Raw genomic sequence first — 17,168 nt, 5'->3', positions numbered from 1 at the left:
AAAAATCACCTGCCTTTTCCTTTAAGTCTATCAGCAGTTATTTATAACTTATTATCCATAATAGTTATTGTTTTGGAGTTACTTTTGGTATTTTTATTCTTTTATATTCCTTTAAATCTAATGTAAAATATACATCTCTAGTTCCATCTTTTTCTTCATAGCTAAAACCCTCAATTATGACTTCCATATTTATATTGGTTTCTGTAATTGTAAATCTTAGTATAAAGCCTTCCTTCATCCATTTTTCAATCTTATTTACACAGTCATATGGTGATGGAAAACCTGTATAATCACAAAAAGTATAGTCTTTATTTGGAAAAAAACTAGATATTGAAATACTTTTAAGAGCTACACCTCCAAAAGTGGCTATTTCACCTATTTTGAGTATACTAGAGGAGTTTACAGCAGCTTTTCCATTAATACTAAATGAAGATGGAAATACTGGAAATCTAAATCTATCTTCTGCTTGTCTAAGCCACATTTCCATTATAATACCCCTCCTAATTGTGCTATTTTTATACTTGAAACTAATTTTGATGTAACTTTTTCTATATCAGCTTCTTCTCTAATTACTATTGTGTCAGCTAATTTTGCTATACTTATGTTTCCACCACTTTTTCCACTTCTATACTGATTTGCTTCTTGTTTAGTTAATACCATCTCACCCTCATGAAGTCTTGTTGAATAATCATTATAAGGTACATAGTTTAATCCAAATGCGTTTCCTCCAGATTTACTTGTCCCCGAGTTCCAATCATCAATTATAGATCTAACTGTATCAATAATTGGGTTTTTATTAATTTTTTCAACTAAATTTTGCCACCATTTACAAACATCTTTTATAATATTACAAATATCATTAAATAGATTAAAAAGACCTCCTAAGACTGGTTCTACAATAATCCAAGCATCCTCTAAGATTGGTCCTATCGTTGCCCAAACTGTCTCCCAAATAACACCCAGTGTCTCTATAAAATTGTTTATTTGAGGAGCATATTCACCTAAAAAAGAAAAAATTCTCGTAATAATAGGGCTAACAGCCTCAACTACAGGTCCAATTAATTGAAATGCTGTAGTTACTATTGTCCCAAATATACTTATTAAGCCTTGTGCAACTGGTGATTTATTATTTATATTATCTAATAAATTATTTACTAAGTTTACTACTGGAAATAATGAATCTATTAATGCAGTAAAGTCAATATTTTGCATTAACATACTTCCTGTGTTAACAATTGCTTTTGGTGCATTTCCTATCATTGTTGCTGCATGATTCTCAAAATTTTCTTGTTTATTTTCAGACATCATTTTTCGCTTTTCAACTATATTAGAGATTCGATATTGACTAGAATCAGAAAACTCTTTACCATTTTTCATGCTTCTAAACTGCATTTGGTCATATTTATTACCAATAATTATCTCACCATTCATTACATTACCTATCTTACCAGCCATTTTTTCAGATAATCCAGCTAAATCTCCTAACCCACTCTCTATAAAACTGCTTATTTTATCTATTCCTTGCCCTAGGATATCATCAAAAGGTTTAACAAGATTCTTCAAACCATTATTGATAATTGTTTGAGCACTTGCTATTATACCTGGTATTGTTCCACTCATTTCCTTAGCCAATCCCATTTGCTTTACACTTATACCCTCTAATGCTTCATCAAAAGTTTTATAATTTTCTCCTACCAAAGTATTCAGAGATTCCATATTTCCTTTTGCTGCACTTAAGAAAGCTGCTGATACATCTTGCTCACTACTTGTATTCATATTTAAAGCTCTAACATCTACCATAGCCTGAGTTATATCTTTTTCTTTTTTTCCACCAGTAATATTACTAATCATTTTAGCTTTAGTTCCCATTGAAACAACATCTTCGGGATCAAAAGGTGTATCATTTGCTATCTTTAATAAATCATCATAATAAGTATCAACATCTTTTTTTCTAACATTTCCAGTATTTCTTTTCATTACACTTTCTAGGACAACTTTCTGATTTTGCTCTTGACCAAGTAAGTCAACACCCTTTTTAACAGCAACACCTATAGTAGCTCCATTTGTTAAGTCAGATATTTTCCCTTTTATCGAACCAAGTATTCCACTTGCCATATCCTTTACAGCTATTGCACCTTTCCATACTGTCCCTGCAAACAATCTCAACTTAGGAAATACTTTACTTATAATGCCACTTGCCATATCTTTTACAGCTATTACACCTCTCCAAAGAGAACTTTTAAATAACATTAACTTAGGTAAAATTAAACCTATAATACTACTTACCTTATCTTTTGCCCCTATTATGATATTCCATATTTTACCGCCTTTAAGCTTTTTCAAGTATTCAATGGCTTTATCTATACCTTTCTTTACACCAGAAATTTCTATGCTTAACCTTATGGTAGAAGCAGCTCTCTTTAAGAAACTTATTTTTGAATTAGTTTTTTCTATTTCATCACTTTTAGCTTTAAATATTAATATAATTATAGGATTTGAATTAAATTCATTTTTCTTTTGAATCAACTTACTAAAACAATTAATAATCGTAGCTATAGTTACTGCTATTCTCATAATACTACCATTTAAACTCCCAATTGTTCCTGAAACATTAATACTAGAACTTAATTTTGTTATAGTAGAACTTACACTACTAGCAGTAGCCTGAACTTTTCTTAAAGAAGAATTTAAACTGTTTACTCTACTACTTGCACTTCCAACAGAATTATTTATACTATTAGCCATTACATTAGTTGAAAGCGAAACAGCCACAGTTGCTCTCCTAAAATTATCAGTTACTGATATAATTTGATTCATTTTTGGTGTGTAATTGTCTGTAAGATACATATTTATACCTTCTTCTTTTACATTCCCCACTATACATCACCTCCTGTCAAAGGACAAACTCCATATCCATGTTTCATTTTTTCAACTTCTTCCTCAATTTCCAAGGCGAAAAAAGCTTCAATAAGCTTTAATTCGCCTTTATCCATTGCATAAAAAAGGGACGGTCTAATACCTCTCTTCTTCCAATAATAATACATTATTGTAGTCTTGGTATCCGTCCCTATTAGTTTTTTACCTCTTCTATAACTGCATTTTTACCATAACCCATAATATCTTGAAGTATTCTATATAAGTTAGTAATTTCACCTGGCAGTAATAATTTTCTTGCCAATTCTTTTGGAGTTGGGGCCTTAAATTTCTCCATTAACTCCTTATTTTTAAATAGAAGCTTTCCATCCAAATCACAAATACCTTCTATTACTGTAAGCATCTGCATCTCTGGTAAATCTATATCTGTTTTCATATTTTCATCAATTTTAAGGCAAGTGTTTTGTATTTCTTCATCCTTACTTATTGTTAAAGCTCTACACATTACCTTAAACTCTTGACCAAATATATTAGATAATCTCTTAAGTTCAACTATCGTACTTGGTCTTTCTAAATTTTCTGTATCTGTATTTAAAAGTAAGTCTACTATATTTACATTCTTTGATAATCCATTTTCACTCATTATTATTTGCTCCTTTATCAATCAATTTCTATTAAATAACTACATATATCCATTAACTAAACATATTTAATAACCATCTATATTTAACAATTATCCAAGTAAAACTAAATTATATCAAGGAAGTCATATTCAGTAAATGTGAATGGAGCTTCTATCTCTCCTTTTACTCCAACTTCCCAATCAGCTAAAGTTAAATCATCAAATGCTATATTCTTTACTGCTATTCTTTCTGCCCCATAAGAATCTGGATCATTTAATTTAGATATAGCAACAAATCTAGGTTCAGAGCCTCTCTTTATCTTTTCTCCAATTAATTTATGCATTCTTGAGCTAACATGATATAAAGTTATTGAGCCTTTTCCTTTGTATCCCATATACTTTGTATCAGTACCCATTTGACCTGCTATTATAATATCTTCTTTTGTAAATTCCATCTTTGCTTGAAACTTCTTTACTTCTGCTACTTTATTTCCATCAAGCCAAAGCTCTCCCCAAGTACCACTCATTACATTTCTAGCTTCCATATTTGCCATATTAATTAATCCTCCTATATCTCTATTGATAAATCTATATCTTCCATAGCATCAAGTACCTTTATTTTCGCTTTTAAAAATACTTTAGAACCTGTATTAGCTTCTTTTATTTCCTGTAAAGTCATATAAGATAAATCTACTCCCTTTGATTTCAAGTACGATTTTTGTGCTTCAAAATCTATTTCAACTGTAGAATTAGATTCTATAAGTGCAGATTTTTCTAGCTCTTCTAAATAACTCTTTATAGCCACTATCAACAAGCATTTGTTGTCATAACTGTTAGTAATCTTTCCTATATAGTCATCTATTATAACCTTTCTTATATCACTTTGTATAATATCTAAAGTATCAACTATTTTTATCTTTTGGAACATTTCTCCTTTTTCTTCTGTTAACTCAGTTAAAGAATTTACTCCTCTAGCAATTCTTATAGCCCCTGCTTCCTTAATAAGTATAAGCTCTCCTTTATTAACCTTTGATTCTGCATCAATTTTAGTCATCTTAGGTATATCAACTACATCGCTAAGCTTAGTATAAGTTACTGATTGACTTAAAGGTGTCCCTGCTATAATACCTGCCACTCTACTTGTAAACTCATCAACACTATATTTCTTGTCTCCAACTAGTACATCTTCTGTAGTAAAATTAATTATACCTTCATGATTTCCTACAACTTTTCCTAATATAGCCTTAACTTTAACCTTATCTGTATCTCTAAGTTTAATTATCCAATTTTTTATAGCAGTCTTATCAACTTCTACTGCTTTAGGCATACATAGATAATTAAATTCCTTAGTCTCTAAAAAATCTAATGCAGTTTGAATATCTGCCTCTCCATCTATTACATAAGCTAATAACTTATTTGGAGTATTAACATTTCCCATCAAAGCCAAATTTATATATTCTTTATTTTCAGCAGATAAATCAGCTGGTATATCCTCTTTTTCATGTATCTCATTAAAACCTAGTGCTTTAGTGTCTTTAAGCACCATTGCAATTATTCCTCTAGCTGAACGTTCTTTAACAGTTGTAGCTAACTCCTTAAATGATATATTGATACTTGGTAATCCTATAGCCATACTATCACTCTCCTAAATTCAAATTGATTTCTTCCATATTTTCATATACTACTTCTTCTTCATATACACTATCAAGATAGTTTAATGTGATTGAAAAGTTCAATGTATATATTGACTCCTCTTTTTTGATACTTTGTTCTAGTTTTGTTATATTTAATTTTCTATCTGTTATCTTTATATTTCTGTTGAATAGCTTATTTAATTCGTCTGAGACTTCATACATTCTAATACCGTTTGATTGTGGTTTTGGCAAGTATTTTATAGAGATAACAATATCTTTGTTATTTGTATTTAACATTATAGGTGTACAAATAACTGACAATATACTTACAAAAAAACAAGACCCTTCTGAGCCTTGCACACTTTCATCATCAATAAAAACACTTTCAGTAAAGTTTTTTTTGAGAGTCTCAATAATTGTTTCTATTATTTCTTTGTATTTAAGCAAACAATCACCACTCTATCACTAAATATTTTTGCTTAATCTGATAATCTTACTATAAATGATATAAGTCATTTTTAAATACACATCTCATTTATTCTTATCAAGTATCTTCTATATTTTTAGGTAATATCATTCTTTTCAACTCATCACCTCCTTCAATATGGATTTCTTTCACAATAACATTATCTCACATATTTTATAGTCTATTGTTGTAATGGTGTATATAAAGTGTTGAAGATTTGTCCTATTTTTTTATAATATCTCGTTCAATTTAAATATCATCTTTTTCTTTAAGTTATAGCAAGAGGTTCTATCTAAATGTAATTTCATAGAAATATACGTCATATTATTTTTTGTCTTACTATTGTAAAAAAGATTAAAAAATTCCGTTTCCATATCATTTAGGCATGTTAGAGCATTTTCTATCTTTTCTTTTTCTATTTCTATATCTTCTTTTTCCATCTTTAACTTTCTTAATCTCTCTTCTTTTTTTACAACTTCATTTTCAACAGAAGAACTTATATTATACGTAGAACTAGTCTTTTCTTTATACACTATTGCTCCACATCCAGAGTATTCATTCTCACATCTTTTTATATCCAAATTAATGTTCTTTATCTTTATATCCAAATATTTATAATTATGTAATCTTTCATCTGTTTCTTTAAATAATATCTCTTTTTTGTTTTCCATAGTATTTCTCCTTTTTATAAGCTTATTATTAACTTCTAATTTGCAATAATCCCTTTACTGTATATCTTTTTTACTAATCTTATAACATTCAAGAACATTTTGTTCTATAACTATATAAAAAAAACTTCATCTATATTTTGTTCTAAAATATTAGAAATTTTCTTAGCCATAAGAAGTCCAGGACTTTTTATACCTCTTTCTATTTGAGATATATAGTCATTTGTAATTCCTGCCTTTTTAGCAAGTTGAATTTGTGTCATACCTTTACATTTTCTATAATATTTCAAATTGTTTTTAAACATAATCTTCATACCTCCATCACTATTAAGAATATTTTGTTCTTCTATATTCACATTATATAGAATTATTTGTTCTTTATCAATAGATTTTAGAAAAAAACATTCTTTTTATGCTTTCATAGTTTTATTTTTTAGAACAATTTGTTATAATCTATACATAAGGTGGTGTTATAATGTTTGCCAAAAGATTACGAGAACTTAGAAAGGAATTTGGATTGACTCAAAGAGAACTTGGCGAAAAAGTAGGAGTTTCTCAGAGAGTCTTAGGATACTATGAAACAGAAAACAGATTTCCTGATGAACATATTTTAAATAAATTAGCTGATGTGTTTAATGTGTCAGTTGATTACCTTCTTGGAAGAACCTTAGTTAAGGAAAATATTGATACAGTAGCTGCACATAGAAAAAATCCACATGAAGAATTACCTGAAGAAGCACAAGAACAACTTAATGAGTATATAGAATTTTTACTAAATAAATATAAAAAAAAATAAACCACATGATGAGCAGTCTATTTTTCTGCTCTTTTAATATAATTTTAAAGCAAACATACATTCTATTTTAGGGGGATTTTTATGAATAATTTGGATAAGCTCTTTGAATTAGCGTCTCAAGAAGAGATAATAATTCATTATACCACTTATATTGCAGGTGATTTAGAAGGGCTCTATATAAATAAACATGGTATGAAAATCATATCATTACTCAGTAATTTAAAACAAAATACAAAAAAACTTACATCTATCTTAGCTGAAGAGCTTGGTCATCATTTCACTAGCTTTGGATACTATGTATCTTCTTATAACGATTATTATACAAAAATCGTTATAGATAAATGTGAAAATAAGGCCTTAAAATGGGCCTGTGAATTCTTAATTACTGAGGAAGATATAATAAACATAATTAATTCTGGCATCACTTGCGTTTACGAAATGGCAGATATACTTAATGTAGATATTAATTTTTTTCAAAAAAGATTGGAATTCCTATCATTAAAAAAACAGTCTTTATCACTTGGAAGCAATAAATATCTAATATTAACCAACTTGCCATATTTCTACATATTTGATCCAATTTCATAATAAAAATAATAGCAATTTCAATTAATCTAACAGTAAAATCTATATATTTATTTTAACAAATTTTGGTTTCTATAAATTCAATATTAATATATAATAATGGTATTACATTATTTAAAATTCTAAAAACAAATATATGCTTTTGTTAAGAAAGGTTGTTTGATGAATGTATAAAGAAAAGTTGTTTGATAATTATTTTAAGTTCTTAGCATTATTTTTTTGGCCAATTATGTGGTATAAGTGGATAGTAATTTCAAATGGAACTATTGAAAACATATTATTTACCGTATATGCAATTGTCGCAATTGGTTTCATCATTTTATATTCAGTGTTTATGATAAAATATAAAGACATTACACAAATAGATTTCTTTTACAGGATAAGTACTCTACTTGCTTTTATATTTACTCTTTTTAGCTTTTTAATATATCCAAAGAGTTTATCTTTCCTATATTTAAAGATAATTTTTACTGGGATATATTTTTATTACTCAATGGTAAAAACACTTAAGTTTAAACATGAAGAGGGTGTGGTAGGTATTATGAGCTCACTTTTATTGATTGTAATAACTTTGTTCTACTAAATTTAATTCTATTTGACTTAATATGACTTTAAATGTTAGACATCTACATTGTTTTCTGATATTATTTAAGATGGTAGTTTTTATATTAATAATGAAATACACTATAAAGGAGTTAACTATTATGGAAAAAAAAGTTTTAGCAACAGTTGGAGAAAAAGAAATAACTAATATTGATATTGAAAATGCATTAAAATCATTAGACCCTTATCAAGCTATGCAATTTAAAACTGAAGAAGGTAAAAAGCACTTATTAAATGATTTAGTAAACCAAGAATTATTCTTATTAGATGCTAAAGACGAAAAATTAAATGAAGAAGAAATATTCAAGTCAGAAATGAAAAAGATAGAAGAAAATGTATTAAAGCAATTTGCTATAAATAAAGTTTTATCTAGTGTTAATGTGACAGAAGATGAAAAAGTAGAATTTTTCGAAGCTAACAAGAGTTCTTTCTCTAAGCCAGAAAGTGCAACTGCTAAACATATATTAGTAGATAGTGATGAAAAAGCTAAAGAAATACTTGCTCAAATAAAATCAGAAGAAATATCTTTTGAAGATGCAGCTGTTAAACATTCTTCTTGTCCATCTAAAGACATGGGTGGTGATTTAGGAACATTCGGTAGAGGACAAATGGTTCCTGAATTTGAAGAAGCTGTATTCTCTATGGCTAAAGGTGAAGTAAGTGAGCCAGTTAAGACTCAATTTGGATATCACATAATAAAATTAGAAGACCTTCAAGAAAGCACAGAATCTTCATTTGATGAAGCTAAAGCTGAAGTTGAAAAAAGTTTATTATACCAAAAGCAAAATGAGGTTTATGGAAATAAAATAAATGCTCTTAATGCTAAATATGGAAACCTTGTAAAATACAACGATTAATCGTAAAACGGCGTATAAAAAAAGCTGTCTTTTCACAATTTTTATTGTAAAAGACAGCTTCTTATATTAAAATTTTAATTTTTAATTTCAGATTTTTATTCTTTTATTATAAAGAACTTAGCTTAAAAAATTTCAATAAGATTTTTAATTATCATTAGCTAGATTTTTATATCCTCGTATTATCTCATAACAATAACCTATAACATCTCTTCTTTTTATTATCCCAATAAATGTATCTTGGTCATCTATAACAGGAATAAAATTTTGATTTAAAGATTTTATAACTAAATCTTCTATATCTGCATTGATGGAAACAGGAGAATTATCCATTTTTCTATTAATATCTGTCACAGGAACATCTTCCAATCCTTTTAAGTCCAGATTTAAGTCGTTTTTTAATGTCCATAAAAAATCACCTTCTGTTATAGTCCCAATGTATTTACCATCCTTACTTATTATTGGAATTGCAGAGTATTTGTGATATTCCATTTTTTCTAGGGCTTGCCTTATAGTGTAGTCTTCATATATATATGCCACTTCACTTTTTGGTGTTAGAAAGAATAATATGTTCATTACACTACCCACCGTTACTGAAAACTTATAAATATTATTGAATATTTATAATGTTACTTTTTTGCAGTAACTTTCTCCTTTCTTATTTTCTAAGTATTCTTAAATACTATACGCTGTAACAAGCGTTTTTCCTTTGGTCATTTTAATCTTGTTTATGCTTTATTAATATTTTTATATGGTCTATCAGTATCACTTATTCTCTTTTTAGCAAAATTAACTAAAAATCAATTGACTTAAACTTAGCCATAATAAATTTACTCTACAATATCAATTTTAACATATTTATCTTATTATTAATGCTTTTATTTTAATAAATTTAATTTATTTTGCAATTTATTTTATTTACAAAAAATGAAAAAACCGCTAAATGATTAGCGGCTTATCTCTCATATTACTAGAACACTAATATATATGAATTTTTAATTATAATCTAACTACGTTAGCAGCTTGAGGACCTTTAGCTCCATCTACTACTTCGAATTCAACACTTTGTCCTTCTTCTAATGTTTTGTATCCGTCTCCAGTTATAGCTGAGAAATGTACGAAAACATCTCCTTCACCTTCTACAGATATAAATCCAAATCCTTTTTCATTGTTAAACCATTTAACTACACCAGTTTTCATTAATAAATCCTCCTAAAAAAACACAATTATTTAGCTACTCTTTTCTGTAACCTTAGTACTACTCTATCATATATAGCTATGTTTGTCAATTATTATTATTTTTATACATTAATAATCATTTTTTTTACTTTATAATATTAAGCCATTATTCTCTTTTATACTTTATTTTTCTTTATAGATTTTTAATAATTTATTTTTATTATATGGAATCTTATGGACTTATCACTCCAACCTAAATCCCATGGAACCAGCATTCTATCAGTATTATGACATGTTACCAAAGGATATCCTCTTGAATCTAATCCTGTTACTGTTGAAACATGTGTTATTCTGCCTTTTTTCTCATATCCGACAAAATCCCCTGGACGTAGATTATAAGCCTGTTTATAAACTTCTTCATAGGAGCCTTTTGCTATTAATGAACCTCTTCCGCTATAGAGAGAATAATTTTTAAAGGCTTGTGCATTTACCCATGCTTTTGTACCTGCTCTTTCACTATAATTCCAAATTGAGTTCTTCTTAAACCTTCCACTTTCAAACATTATCTGTGATGCAAAATTTGCGCAATCTCCACCTTCTGGATTATAATCTCTATAGTTTGGATTAAATTTCATACCATGTTCCTCATCAGCTGCTGCTCCACAGTATTTGTGTGCATAATCTATAGCCTTTTTTTGCTCATCTGTAAGTTGTAACTCTACACCATTTTGTTGACCAATATAGTTTCTTATATCATCAGATTTTATGTTTTCTAAATTTAAAGAATCTGCAAAAGGATCTGTATACCACTCTTTAGTTATGACATACTGATTATCCATAATTTTTACATTTAGATAATGATATGTACCTATTCTAAAGACATTTTCTTTGTCCTTTTGATTTTCATATGAATATTTATACTCAGTCGATACAGAGCAGATTATACCATATAGGTCTTTTTCTTTTTCCTTTATCTTTTTAACCTTAACCCTTGTTTTTATGTCCTTAAATTTTACACCTTGTTTACTGGACCAATTCTCTAAATACTTCATCTTCTTTACTTCATTTTCATAAGCCCAAAGACCAAACTTTTTATCTGTCTCATAAAGACCTTTTAAAATATTTTCATTTTTCTCTAATATTGCCTTATTTCTGTAATCAAATAAGTTTTCAAGCAATAGTTTATATTGGTCTTTTACATCATCACCTTCAACAGTTGCAGATTCTATGACTTTTTCTTCCATATTTTTAATACTTAAATCATTAACTAGAAATACACCTGCTGTAGTAGCTAAAGACAAAAATACAAATGCCATTATACCTTTGATGTACTTATTCTTATTTTTCAGTATTTTCAAAGCTACACCTCCCAAATAGTACACCTTACAAATGAAATTACAAAGAATATTCTGTCACATATAATAATTTTCATATTTAATAATTCTCTATTCTATTATGTCCAATATTAAAAATTAATTGTATCGATACACTGTTTTTTTTACAATTTTTTATTTTATAATCAACTTTTTTCTTTTTTTTATAGTAATATATATGTATATAAATATTTTGGCATCATTATAATTAATACATACTAATGGAGGGTTTTTTATGCAAAAAAAAGTCGCAGCAATTAATGACTTATCTGGAATAGGAAAATGTTCATTATCAGTTGCTATACCTATACTTTCAGCATTAAAGGTTCAATGTTGTCCATTTCCAACAGCTATACTTTCAAGTCAAACTGGTTATCCTGAATTTACTTTTTTAGATTGTACTGATGAAATGGTAAGATATTCAAATGTTTGGAAAAATTTAAAAGTCAACTTTGACAGTATATATAGTGGTTTTTTAGGTTCAAAACACCAAATCGAAATAGTGGCTAATTTTATAAATGATTATCCTAATGCTTTTATCGTAGTTGACCCTGTTATGGGTGATAATGGAGTAATGTATCCAATCTTTACAGAAGAAATGAGACAAGAAATCAAAGAATTAGTTAAACATTCAGATTTAACTACGCCTAATTTAACAGAAGCTTGTTTTTTAACTGGAAATGACTATACAAAAAGTGACTATAATAGAGAAGAACTTATACATATTGCAAAAGCTGTATCTGATTTAGGACCTAGCAAGGTTGTTATTACTGGTATATTAGAAGATGATAATATATTAAATTTAGCCTATGATAGAGATAATGACCATGTATTTTTTACATCAGTTAAATACAATAACTGCTCTTATAGTGGAACAGGAGACATATTCACATCTATCCTTTGTGGTATGTTAGTAAATAAACACGACTTAGGAGTGGCTGTTAATATAGCAACAGATTTCATATATAAAACTATAAATTATACATCTCAATTTGACACTGATAGAAATGATGGAGTTATGTTTGAAAACTTTTTATCAGATTTAACTAGTATATAAATTTCAAAAAAATTATCCATTTTATAAATACCTATAGACCACAAAATCTAGGTATTTACAAAATGGATATTATTTATTAAATCATTGGTATTTCAATTGTTACCATAGCGCCTCCAGTTTTTATAGAGTTTTCAATATTTAAAATCCCATTATGTTTTTGTACAATATTATTTACAATATAAAGACCCATGCCATAATGAGATTTAGAGTTTCTACTTAAATCTCCTGTATAAAATTGTTCTGTAGCTTTTGACAAATCTGCTTTAGAAAAACCACTTCCACAATCTGTAACCACAAATTTTAAGTATTTATTACTTAGTGATACACTTATGTATAGTTTGCTCTGGCTTGGTGAATAATCTATAGCATTTGAAATTATATTCATAATGGCTCTAAATAATAATTCTTTATCTATAGTTATACTTTCAGGCAAATTATCTTGTTTAGAAAACTCAACATCTAAGTTTTGTGTACGAGCTAATGCTTCTATTTGAATCAAGACATCTTCTATAAATTCACTTATATTAATTACTTCTTTATTTAATACATAACCAGCCTCTGTTTTTGATATGTCTATTAGTGTATTAATATATTTTTCTATTTGGGTGACACCTTTTGCTATGTATTCCATGTACTCTGATAACTCTGGATTTTCATTTATTTCAATTAATAAATCAGTATTTCCATGTATAATAGTCAATGGTGTTTTTATATCATGTGCTAATGCAGATATCTGTTCCTTACGATTCTCTTCTAACATCCACTGTTTTTCTAAAGAATCTTTTAAAGCTGACTTCATTTTATCCATAGAAAAAAGAACATTATTGATTTCACAAATTTTACTAGATTCTACAACAAAATCTAAATCCTGCTGTTCTATTTTTTCTGTAGTATTTTTTAAAAGTTCCATTTCAGCATTTAATTTTTTGCCAAATAATTTTGATAGTATAATAATTTCAATAAGAAATATTATACTAAAAATAATCATTCCTAATAGTTCTGGCTTTGGTAAATATGTCCTTAAAGTTGGAGAAACAAATTCTACTACTATACTATAACGTATTATGCAAACTTCATTTTCTCTGGACAATTTGATATAGTTTTTTGATGACTTGATAGTCCTTCTTTCAAAACCTCGCATTAAATCCCATACTTCTTTTGACTCATCTTTATTAAAAGTTCCTGAAATTACTTTGCCATTTAAAGTATACACTCCATACTCACATGAATCTGGAATTAAATCTTTAGTTACTTGTTTACTTGAAATAATCTTATCTTTATTTTCATAGATTTGTTTTTCCGTATAATTAGCAGGTAATATTATATTTAATGATAATAATATAGGAAATGATAATATCAATATAGATACTAAGACAACGGTTATAGCAAAGAATAAAGATAAATATCTTACAAAAACGGTTCTAAGTGTTACAACCTTTTTATTATTAGACTTTTTACCTACAAGTATCCTCACCACCTCCTCCAAACTTTAATTAGTTTATAGTTAATTACAAACTAGCTTTTGATTTGATTATCTTTATCACTAGACTATATTCTAACATAATAATATGAGTAAATAGTAACTTTTTTATTTTTATTCTTCAGACTTTTTACCCTCCCATTTAGAAAACCATATACATAAAATTATAAATGCTAAAATGGTTACAAATCCACATACTAATCCTATTGATTGATATTCTTTAAATGATTCAACTTTAATATATTCAATTGTCTTAGAACTTGAAAAAGATGACCAAATACTTATAAATCTAACACCCCATACACAAGGAATATAAGGCCAAATTCTAGCACCTAATCCAGTTAACAACACTGCTGAAAGTAAAGTTTCTACTATACCCACTCCAATTGAGGCTCCTTTTCCGAATCTTAAACTTAAGAATAAATGTAATATATATACAAATAAATTACTCCCAACTAAAATTAAAATTGAAATCACATAAAAATCTAATGTAAAATAAACCTCATTAGAAATACTAGATACACCAAATTTAAAACCTAATACAGATACTAGTGTCGCTCCAAAACCAAGGCATATTAATATTATATACTTACTTATAAGTGTAAGATATTTTGGATTAGATGATGTTAACATATGTTTATAACTTCCTGAATAATATTCTTGTTCAATACATAATGAACACATAATACTTGATAATAAAGGAAAAGCTATTGCTATAACTTGTAAATATGCAGCTATCTTTGATATATCATCAGCACTTGAATACTTATAATATCCTAAACACAATCCCATACCTATCAAAGCAATGCAAAAGTGCATTAGTATTATAAAAGTTCGCTTTAATTTTATTAAATCAGAAAAAAAAATTCTTACTAGTTGTTCCATATTACTTCACCTCTCTATTATTAAACCAAGCATTTGTAACTAAAGAAAGCACTATAAATAAAACAATAGATATTAACACTCCTGGCAAAATTACATTACTATTTAAAAACTCACTTCCTTCTGGTACAGGAAGTCCATTTGGTAGAATATGCAATACAGGAGCCATTAATCGTGTAGTAATTGAATACGGAAATATGTACCATATTTCTGTAGTCGAAAAAACTGCAACCCCAATAATAGTAAAAAACATGTTTATTATAATTGTAATAAACAAACCAAATTTTGAAGCTAAAAACATACAAAGAGGAATCTGCCACATAAATAATAAAACTAATAATATGGTTCCAATAATATTTTGACTTATTGAAATAACTTCCTTATATACTATCCCAATAAGAACTATACCTATCATAAAAATAATTGATGTTATAAAACAGCATATAATGCAATAAAGTATTTTTCCAGTCCAAACATCTTTTTTTTCAATTGGTAATGATAAAATACCACGATACTTCTTTTTTTCATCTTTTTGTACTATTAGGGAAGAAATCAATGTTAATGCCCCTGGAAGAAACATAGTATACCACCAATTGTAAACACCATTTTGTCCTCCACCAAATAAAAATACAATAATTATAGAAAATACTGGGGCTATCCATATCAATCTAATTCCAAAAGTTCTTTTCATTTTTTGAAATTCTGCTCTAACTAATTTTTCCATATTAATTTTCCTCTCTTTCTATTTTCAGCTACTACTTTCATAAAAAGCTCTTCTAAGTTTTCTTCTTTTGATATCTTTCCTTGATAACCTATTACTCCATTAGAAATTATCCCTATTTCATCTACAATTTGCTCAACTTCAGATAAAATATGGCTTGATAAAATAACTGTAATTCCTTCCTTTGGAAAAGAACGAATCAATTCTCTAAGCTCTTCAATACCAATAGGGTCAAGACCATTTGTAGGCTCATCTAAGATTAAAAGTTTTGGGTGATTTAATAATGCAATAGCAATGCCAAGACGTTGCTTCATCCCTAGAGAAAATTGACCTGAACGCTTTTTAAAAGTATCTCTTAAATCAACAATTTTTAAGACTTCTTCAATACGAGAATCTGGTAGACCTAATAAAGTAGTATGAACTTTTAAATTTTCTCTTGCTGTTAAATTTTCATATATAGCAGGAGACTCAATAAGAGAACCAATATATGCTAGGTCTTTTCTAGTCCATTTATGTCCCTCAAACATTATTTTTCCTGAAGTCGCATTTAAAATCCCAGTTATCATTTTTAATAAAGTAGACTTTCCAGCTCCATTTGGCCCTAATAATCCGTAAATAGAATTAGGTCTAATTTTTATTGAAATATTATCAACTGCAACCTCATTCTTAAACTTTTTAGTAACTCCCCTTAACTCTAAAATATAATTACTCATAATTTTCATCCTTTCTTTTATCGAACTTGTTTACAAGAATCATTCTAAATCATAAATATAAGGATTTTATAAGGATTAAAAATTAATAAAAAAATGATGTGTTTTTTAAACACATCATTTTTTATATTAACTCTATTAATTTTCCATTATAGTATATTTCTACTTCTTCAATCCAGATACTATCATCATCTTCTTGGATGACATTTTTGATAATATTGTTTATAGTATATTTTATATTTTGTTCATTTAAATAATCGTCTTTCCAAGAAACCCTACTTTTTTTATCTGGTTCTATTAAACTTATTCTAACGAGTCTGTCTTTTTCCTTAACTTCTACTTCCATATCTAAACCATTAAAATATTCATTTGATAATGTATCTAAGATTAATTGTAACTTATCTTTAAGTGTACTTTCTACATCAATTTGTAAGTATTTTACTATTTTATCATCTTTTGAAATTATCTCTATGGGTATTTTAGTAGTAGTCTTAGGATTAATTATTTTACTAGTTGCTTCTTCTTCGACACTCTCATCCTTCTTTACAACTGCTGACTCATTAGAATCAACCAATTCAACTGTGCTGATGCTATAATCCATACATGCTGTACTCGATAAAGTAGTAGCAATTATTAAAAAACTTACTGCTATTTTATTCATAAG

Annotated in this window: 21 protein-coding genes; 4 read left to right on the top strand and 17 right to left on the bottom strand. The window is 27.7% G+C overall.

All coding sequences use genetic code 11. The features are described 5' to 3' along the window. Nucleotides 1–64 precede the first annotated feature (64 nt). The 9 genes from ACTG46_RS06865 to ACTG46_RS06825 form a co-directional block, all read right to left on the bottom strand. A complete protein-coding gene (locus tag ACTG46_RS06865; RefSeq protein ID WP_054276341.1) occupies nt 65–487 on the bottom strand; it encodes a phage baseplate protein in 423 nt (140 codons plus the stop codon). Further along, nucleotides 487–2,877, bottom strand: a complete 2,391-nt coding sequence (locus ACTG46_RS06860) for a phage tail family protein (protein WP_054269847.1) — start codon at nt 2,875–2,877, stop codon at nt 487–489. Before ACTG46_RS06860 ends, ACTG46_RS06865 begins: the two co-directional genes overlap by 1 nt. Then, nucleotides 2,877–3,044, bottom strand: a complete 168-nt coding sequence (locus ACTG46_RS06855) for a hypothetical protein (protein ID WP_054269846.1) — start codon at nt 3,042–3,044, stop codon at nt 2,877–2,879. The genes ACTG46_RS06860 and ACTG46_RS06855 overlap by 1 nt, the downstream gene beginning before the upstream one ends. Before the next feature lie 26 nt (nt 3,045–3,070). Further along, nucleotides 3,071–3,517 carry a phage tail assembly chaperone gene (locus ACTG46_RS06850; protein ID WP_054269845.1) on the bottom strand — a complete coding sequence of 149 codons (447 nt, stop codon included), beginning with the start codon at nt 3,515–3,517 and terminating at the stop codon, nt 3,071–3,073. Nucleotides 3,518–3,621: 104 nt separating this feature from the next. Continuing rightward, nucleotides 3,622–4,050: a phage tail tube protein gene (locus ACTG46_RS06845; RefSeq protein WP_003419646.1), complete on the bottom strand. Its 429-nt coding sequence runs from the start codon at nt 4,048–4,050 to the stop codon at nt 3,622–3,624. A 14-nt stretch (nt 4,051–4,064) separates the two neighbouring features. After that, on the bottom strand, nt 4,065–5,129 hold the full coding sequence (locus ACTG46_RS06840; protein WP_479923801.1) for a phage tail sheath subtilisin-like domain-containing protein: 1,065 nt from the start codon (nt 5,127–5,129) through the stop codon (nt 4,065–4,067). 4 nt (nt 5,130–5,133) lie between these two features. Further along, nucleotides 5,134–5,577, bottom strand: coding sequence for a phage tail terminator family protein (locus ACTG46_RS06835; RefSeq protein ID WP_054269843.1), 444 nt, complete (start codon nt 5,575–5,577; stop codon nt 5,134–5,136). A 249-nt stretch (nt 5,578–5,826) separates the two neighbouring features. Further along, nucleotides 5,827–6,267 (bottom strand): hypothetical protein, encoded by a 441-nt coding sequence (locus ACTG46_RS06830; RefSeq protein WP_167640039.1) that lies wholly within the window; start codon nt 6,265–6,267, stop codon nt 5,827–5,829. 110 nt (nt 6,268–6,377) lie between these two features. Continuing rightward, complete coding sequence (locus ACTG46_RS06825; protein WP_407813612.1) at nt 6,378–6,569, bottom strand: helix-turn-helix transcriptional regulator; 192 nt, start codon at nt 6,567–6,569, stop codon at nt 6,378–6,380. Nucleotides 6,570–6,739: 170 nt separating this feature from the next. On the opposite strand from ACTG46_RS06825, the gene ACTG46_RS06820 reads away from it, so the two are divergent. The 3 genes from ACTG46_RS06820 (at nt 6,740) to ACTG46_RS06810 (ending at nt 9,105) form a co-directional block, all read left to right on the top strand. Next, nucleotides 6,740–7,060, top strand: a complete 321-nt coding sequence (locus ACTG46_RS06820; RefSeq protein WP_054269840.1) for an XRE family transcriptional regulator — start codon at nt 6,740–6,742, stop codon at nt 7,058–7,060. Nucleotides 7,061–7,141: 81 nt separating this feature from the next. Beyond that, on the top strand, nt 7,142–7,648 hold the full coding sequence (locus ACTG46_RS06815; protein WP_167640037.1) for an ImmA/IrrE family metallo-endopeptidase: 507 nt from the start codon (nt 7,142–7,144) through the stop codon (nt 7,646–7,648). Between the two features lie 701 nt (nt 7,649–8,349). After that, nucleotides 8,350–9,105: a peptidylprolyl isomerase gene (locus ACTG46_RS06810; protein ID WP_054269837.1), complete on the top strand. Its 756-nt coding sequence runs from the start codon at nt 8,350–8,352 to the stop codon at nt 9,103–9,105. A 144-nt stretch (nt 9,106–9,249) separates the two neighbouring features. On the opposite strand, the gene ACTG46_RS06805 is transcribed toward ACTG46_RS06810, so the two are convergent. The 3 genes from ACTG46_RS06805 to ACTG46_RS06795 form a co-directional block, all read right to left on the bottom strand. Continuing rightward, a complete protein-coding gene (locus ACTG46_RS06805) occupies nt 9,250–9,678 on the bottom strand; it encodes a CBS domain-containing protein (protein WP_021384091.1) in 429 nt (142 codons plus the stop codon). Between the two features lie 423 nt (nt 9,679–10,101). Next, nucleotides 10,102–10,302 carry a cold-shock protein gene (locus ACTG46_RS06800; RefSeq protein ID WP_003419624.1) on the bottom strand — a complete coding sequence of 67 codons (201 nt, stop codon included), beginning with the start codon at nt 10,300–10,302 and terminating at the stop codon, nt 10,102–10,104. Nucleotides 10,303–10,484: 182 nt separating this feature from the next. After that, nucleotides 10,485–11,639: an amidase domain-containing protein gene (locus ACTG46_RS06795; protein WP_054269836.1), complete on the bottom strand. Its 1,155-nt coding sequence runs from the start codon at nt 11,637–11,639 to the stop codon at nt 10,485–10,487. 250 nt (nt 11,640–11,889) lie between these two features. Here ACTG46_RS06795 and ACTG46_RS06790 point away from each other — a divergent pair, with 250 nt between their 5' ends. Then, complete coding sequence (locus tag ACTG46_RS06790) at nt 11,890–12,711, top strand: pyridoxamine kinase (RefSeq protein ID WP_479923800.1); 822 nt, start codon at nt 11,890–11,892, stop codon at nt 12,709–12,711. Nucleotides 12,712–12,787: 76 nt separating this feature from the next. Here ACTG46_RS06790 and ACTG46_RS06785 read toward each other — a convergent pair whose 3' ends face one another. The 5 genes from ACTG46_RS06785 to ACTG46_RS06765 form a co-directional block, all read right to left on the bottom strand. Beyond that, on the bottom strand, nt 12,788–14,179 hold the full coding sequence (locus ACTG46_RS06785) for a sensor histidine kinase (protein ID WP_479924059.1): 1,392 nt from the start codon (nt 14,177–14,179) through the stop codon (nt 12,788–12,790). Between the two features lie 126 nt (nt 14,180–14,305). Then, nucleotides 14,306–15,076, bottom strand: a complete 771-nt coding sequence (locus ACTG46_RS06780; protein ID WP_167640035.1) for a lantibiotic immunity ABC transporter MutG family permease subunit — start codon at nt 15,074–15,076, stop codon at nt 14,306–14,308. 1 nt (nt 15,077) lies between these two features. Continuing rightward, nucleotides 15,078–15,797: a lantibiotic immunity ABC transporter MutE/EpiE family permease subunit gene (locus ACTG46_RS06775; RefSeq protein WP_479923799.1), complete on the bottom strand. Its 720-nt coding sequence runs from the start codon at nt 15,795–15,797 to the stop codon at nt 15,078–15,080. Next, a complete protein-coding gene (locus tag ACTG46_RS06770; RefSeq protein ID WP_479923798.1) occupies nt 15,785–16,507 on the bottom strand; it encodes a lantibiotic protection ABC transporter ATP-binding protein in 723 nt (240 codons plus the stop codon). The genes ACTG46_RS06775 and ACTG46_RS06770 overlap by 13 nt, the downstream gene beginning before the upstream one ends. A gap of 121 nt (nt 16,508–16,628) precedes the next feature. Further along, on the bottom strand, nt 16,629–17,165 hold the full coding sequence (locus tag ACTG46_RS06765) for a hypothetical protein (RefSeq protein WP_054269830.1): 537 nt from the start codon (nt 17,163–17,165) through the stop codon (nt 16,629–16,631). Nucleotides 17,166–17,168 lie beyond the last annotated feature (3 nt).

The organism is Clostridioides sp. LIBA-7678 (assembly GCF_056716065.1).
Note: the sequence above shows the minus strand (reverse complement) of the source record. Positions and strands in the feature narration are given on the sequence as shown.

Coding starts and splice junctions, on each gene's coding strand:
- ACTG46_RS06865 (WP_054276341.1), bottom strand. CDS start 487: ATGGAAATGTGGCTTAGACAAGCAGAAGATAGATTTAGATTTCCAGTA.
- ACTG46_RS06855 (WP_054269846.1), bottom strand. CDS start 3,044: ATGTATTATTATTGGAAGAAGAGAGGTATTAGACCGTCCCTTTTTTAT.
- ACTG46_RS06850 (WP_054269845.1), bottom strand. CDS start 3,517: ATGAGTGAAAATGGATTATCAAAGAATGTAAATATAGTAGACTTACTT.
- ACTG46_RS06845 (WP_003419646.1), bottom strand. CDS start 4,050: ATGGCAAATATGGAAGCTAGAAATGTAATGAGTGGTACTTGGGGAGAG.
- ACTG46_RS06840 (WP_479923801.1), bottom strand. CDS start 5,129: ATGGCTATAGGATTACCAAGTATCAATATATCATTTAAGGAGTTAGCT.
- ACTG46_RS06830 (WP_167640039.1), bottom strand. CDS start 6,267: ATGGAAAACAAAAAAGAGATATTATTTAAAGAAACAGATGAAAGATTA.
- ACTG46_RS06825 (WP_407813612.1), bottom strand. CDS start 6,569: ATGTTTAAAAACAATTTGAAATATTATAGAAAATGTAAAGGTATGACA.
- ACTG46_RS06820 (WP_054269840.1), top strand. CDS start 6,740: ATGTTTGCCAAAAGATTACGAGAACTTAGAAAGGAATTTGGATTGACT.
- ACTG46_RS06815 (WP_167640037.1), top strand. CDS start 7,142: ATGAATAATTTGGATAAGCTCTTTGAATTAGCGTCTCAAGAAGAGATA.
- ACTG46_RS06810 (WP_054269837.1), top strand. CDS start 8,350: ATGGAAAAAAAAGTTTTAGCAACAGTTGGAGAAAAAGAAATAACTAAT.
- ACTG46_RS06805 (WP_021384091.1), bottom strand. CDS start 9,678: ATGAACATATTATTCTTTCTAACACCAAAAAGTGAAGTGGCATATATA.
- ACTG46_RS06800 (WP_003419624.1), bottom strand. CDS start 10,302: ATGAAAACTGGTGTAGTTAAATGGTTTAACAATGAAAAAGGATTTGGA.
- ACTG46_RS06790 (WP_479923800.1), top strand. CDS start 11,890: ATGCAAAAAAAAGTCGCAGCAATTAATGACTTATCTGGAATAGGAAAA.
- ACTG46_RS06780 (WP_167640035.1), bottom strand. CDS start 15,076: ATGGAACAACTAGTAAGAATTTTTTTTTCTGATTTAATAAAATTAAAG.
- ACTG46_RS06775 (WP_479923799.1), bottom strand. CDS start 15,797: ATGGAAAAATTAGTTAGAGCAGAATTTCAAAAAATGAAAAGAACTTTT.
- ACTG46_RS06770 (WP_479923798.1), bottom strand. CDS start 16,507: ATGAGTAATTATATTTTAGAGTTAAGGGGAGTTACTAAAAAGTTTAAG.
- ACTG46_RS06765 (WP_054269830.1), bottom strand. CDS start 17,165: ATGAATAAAATAGCAGTAAGTTTTTTAATAATTGCTACTACTTTATCG.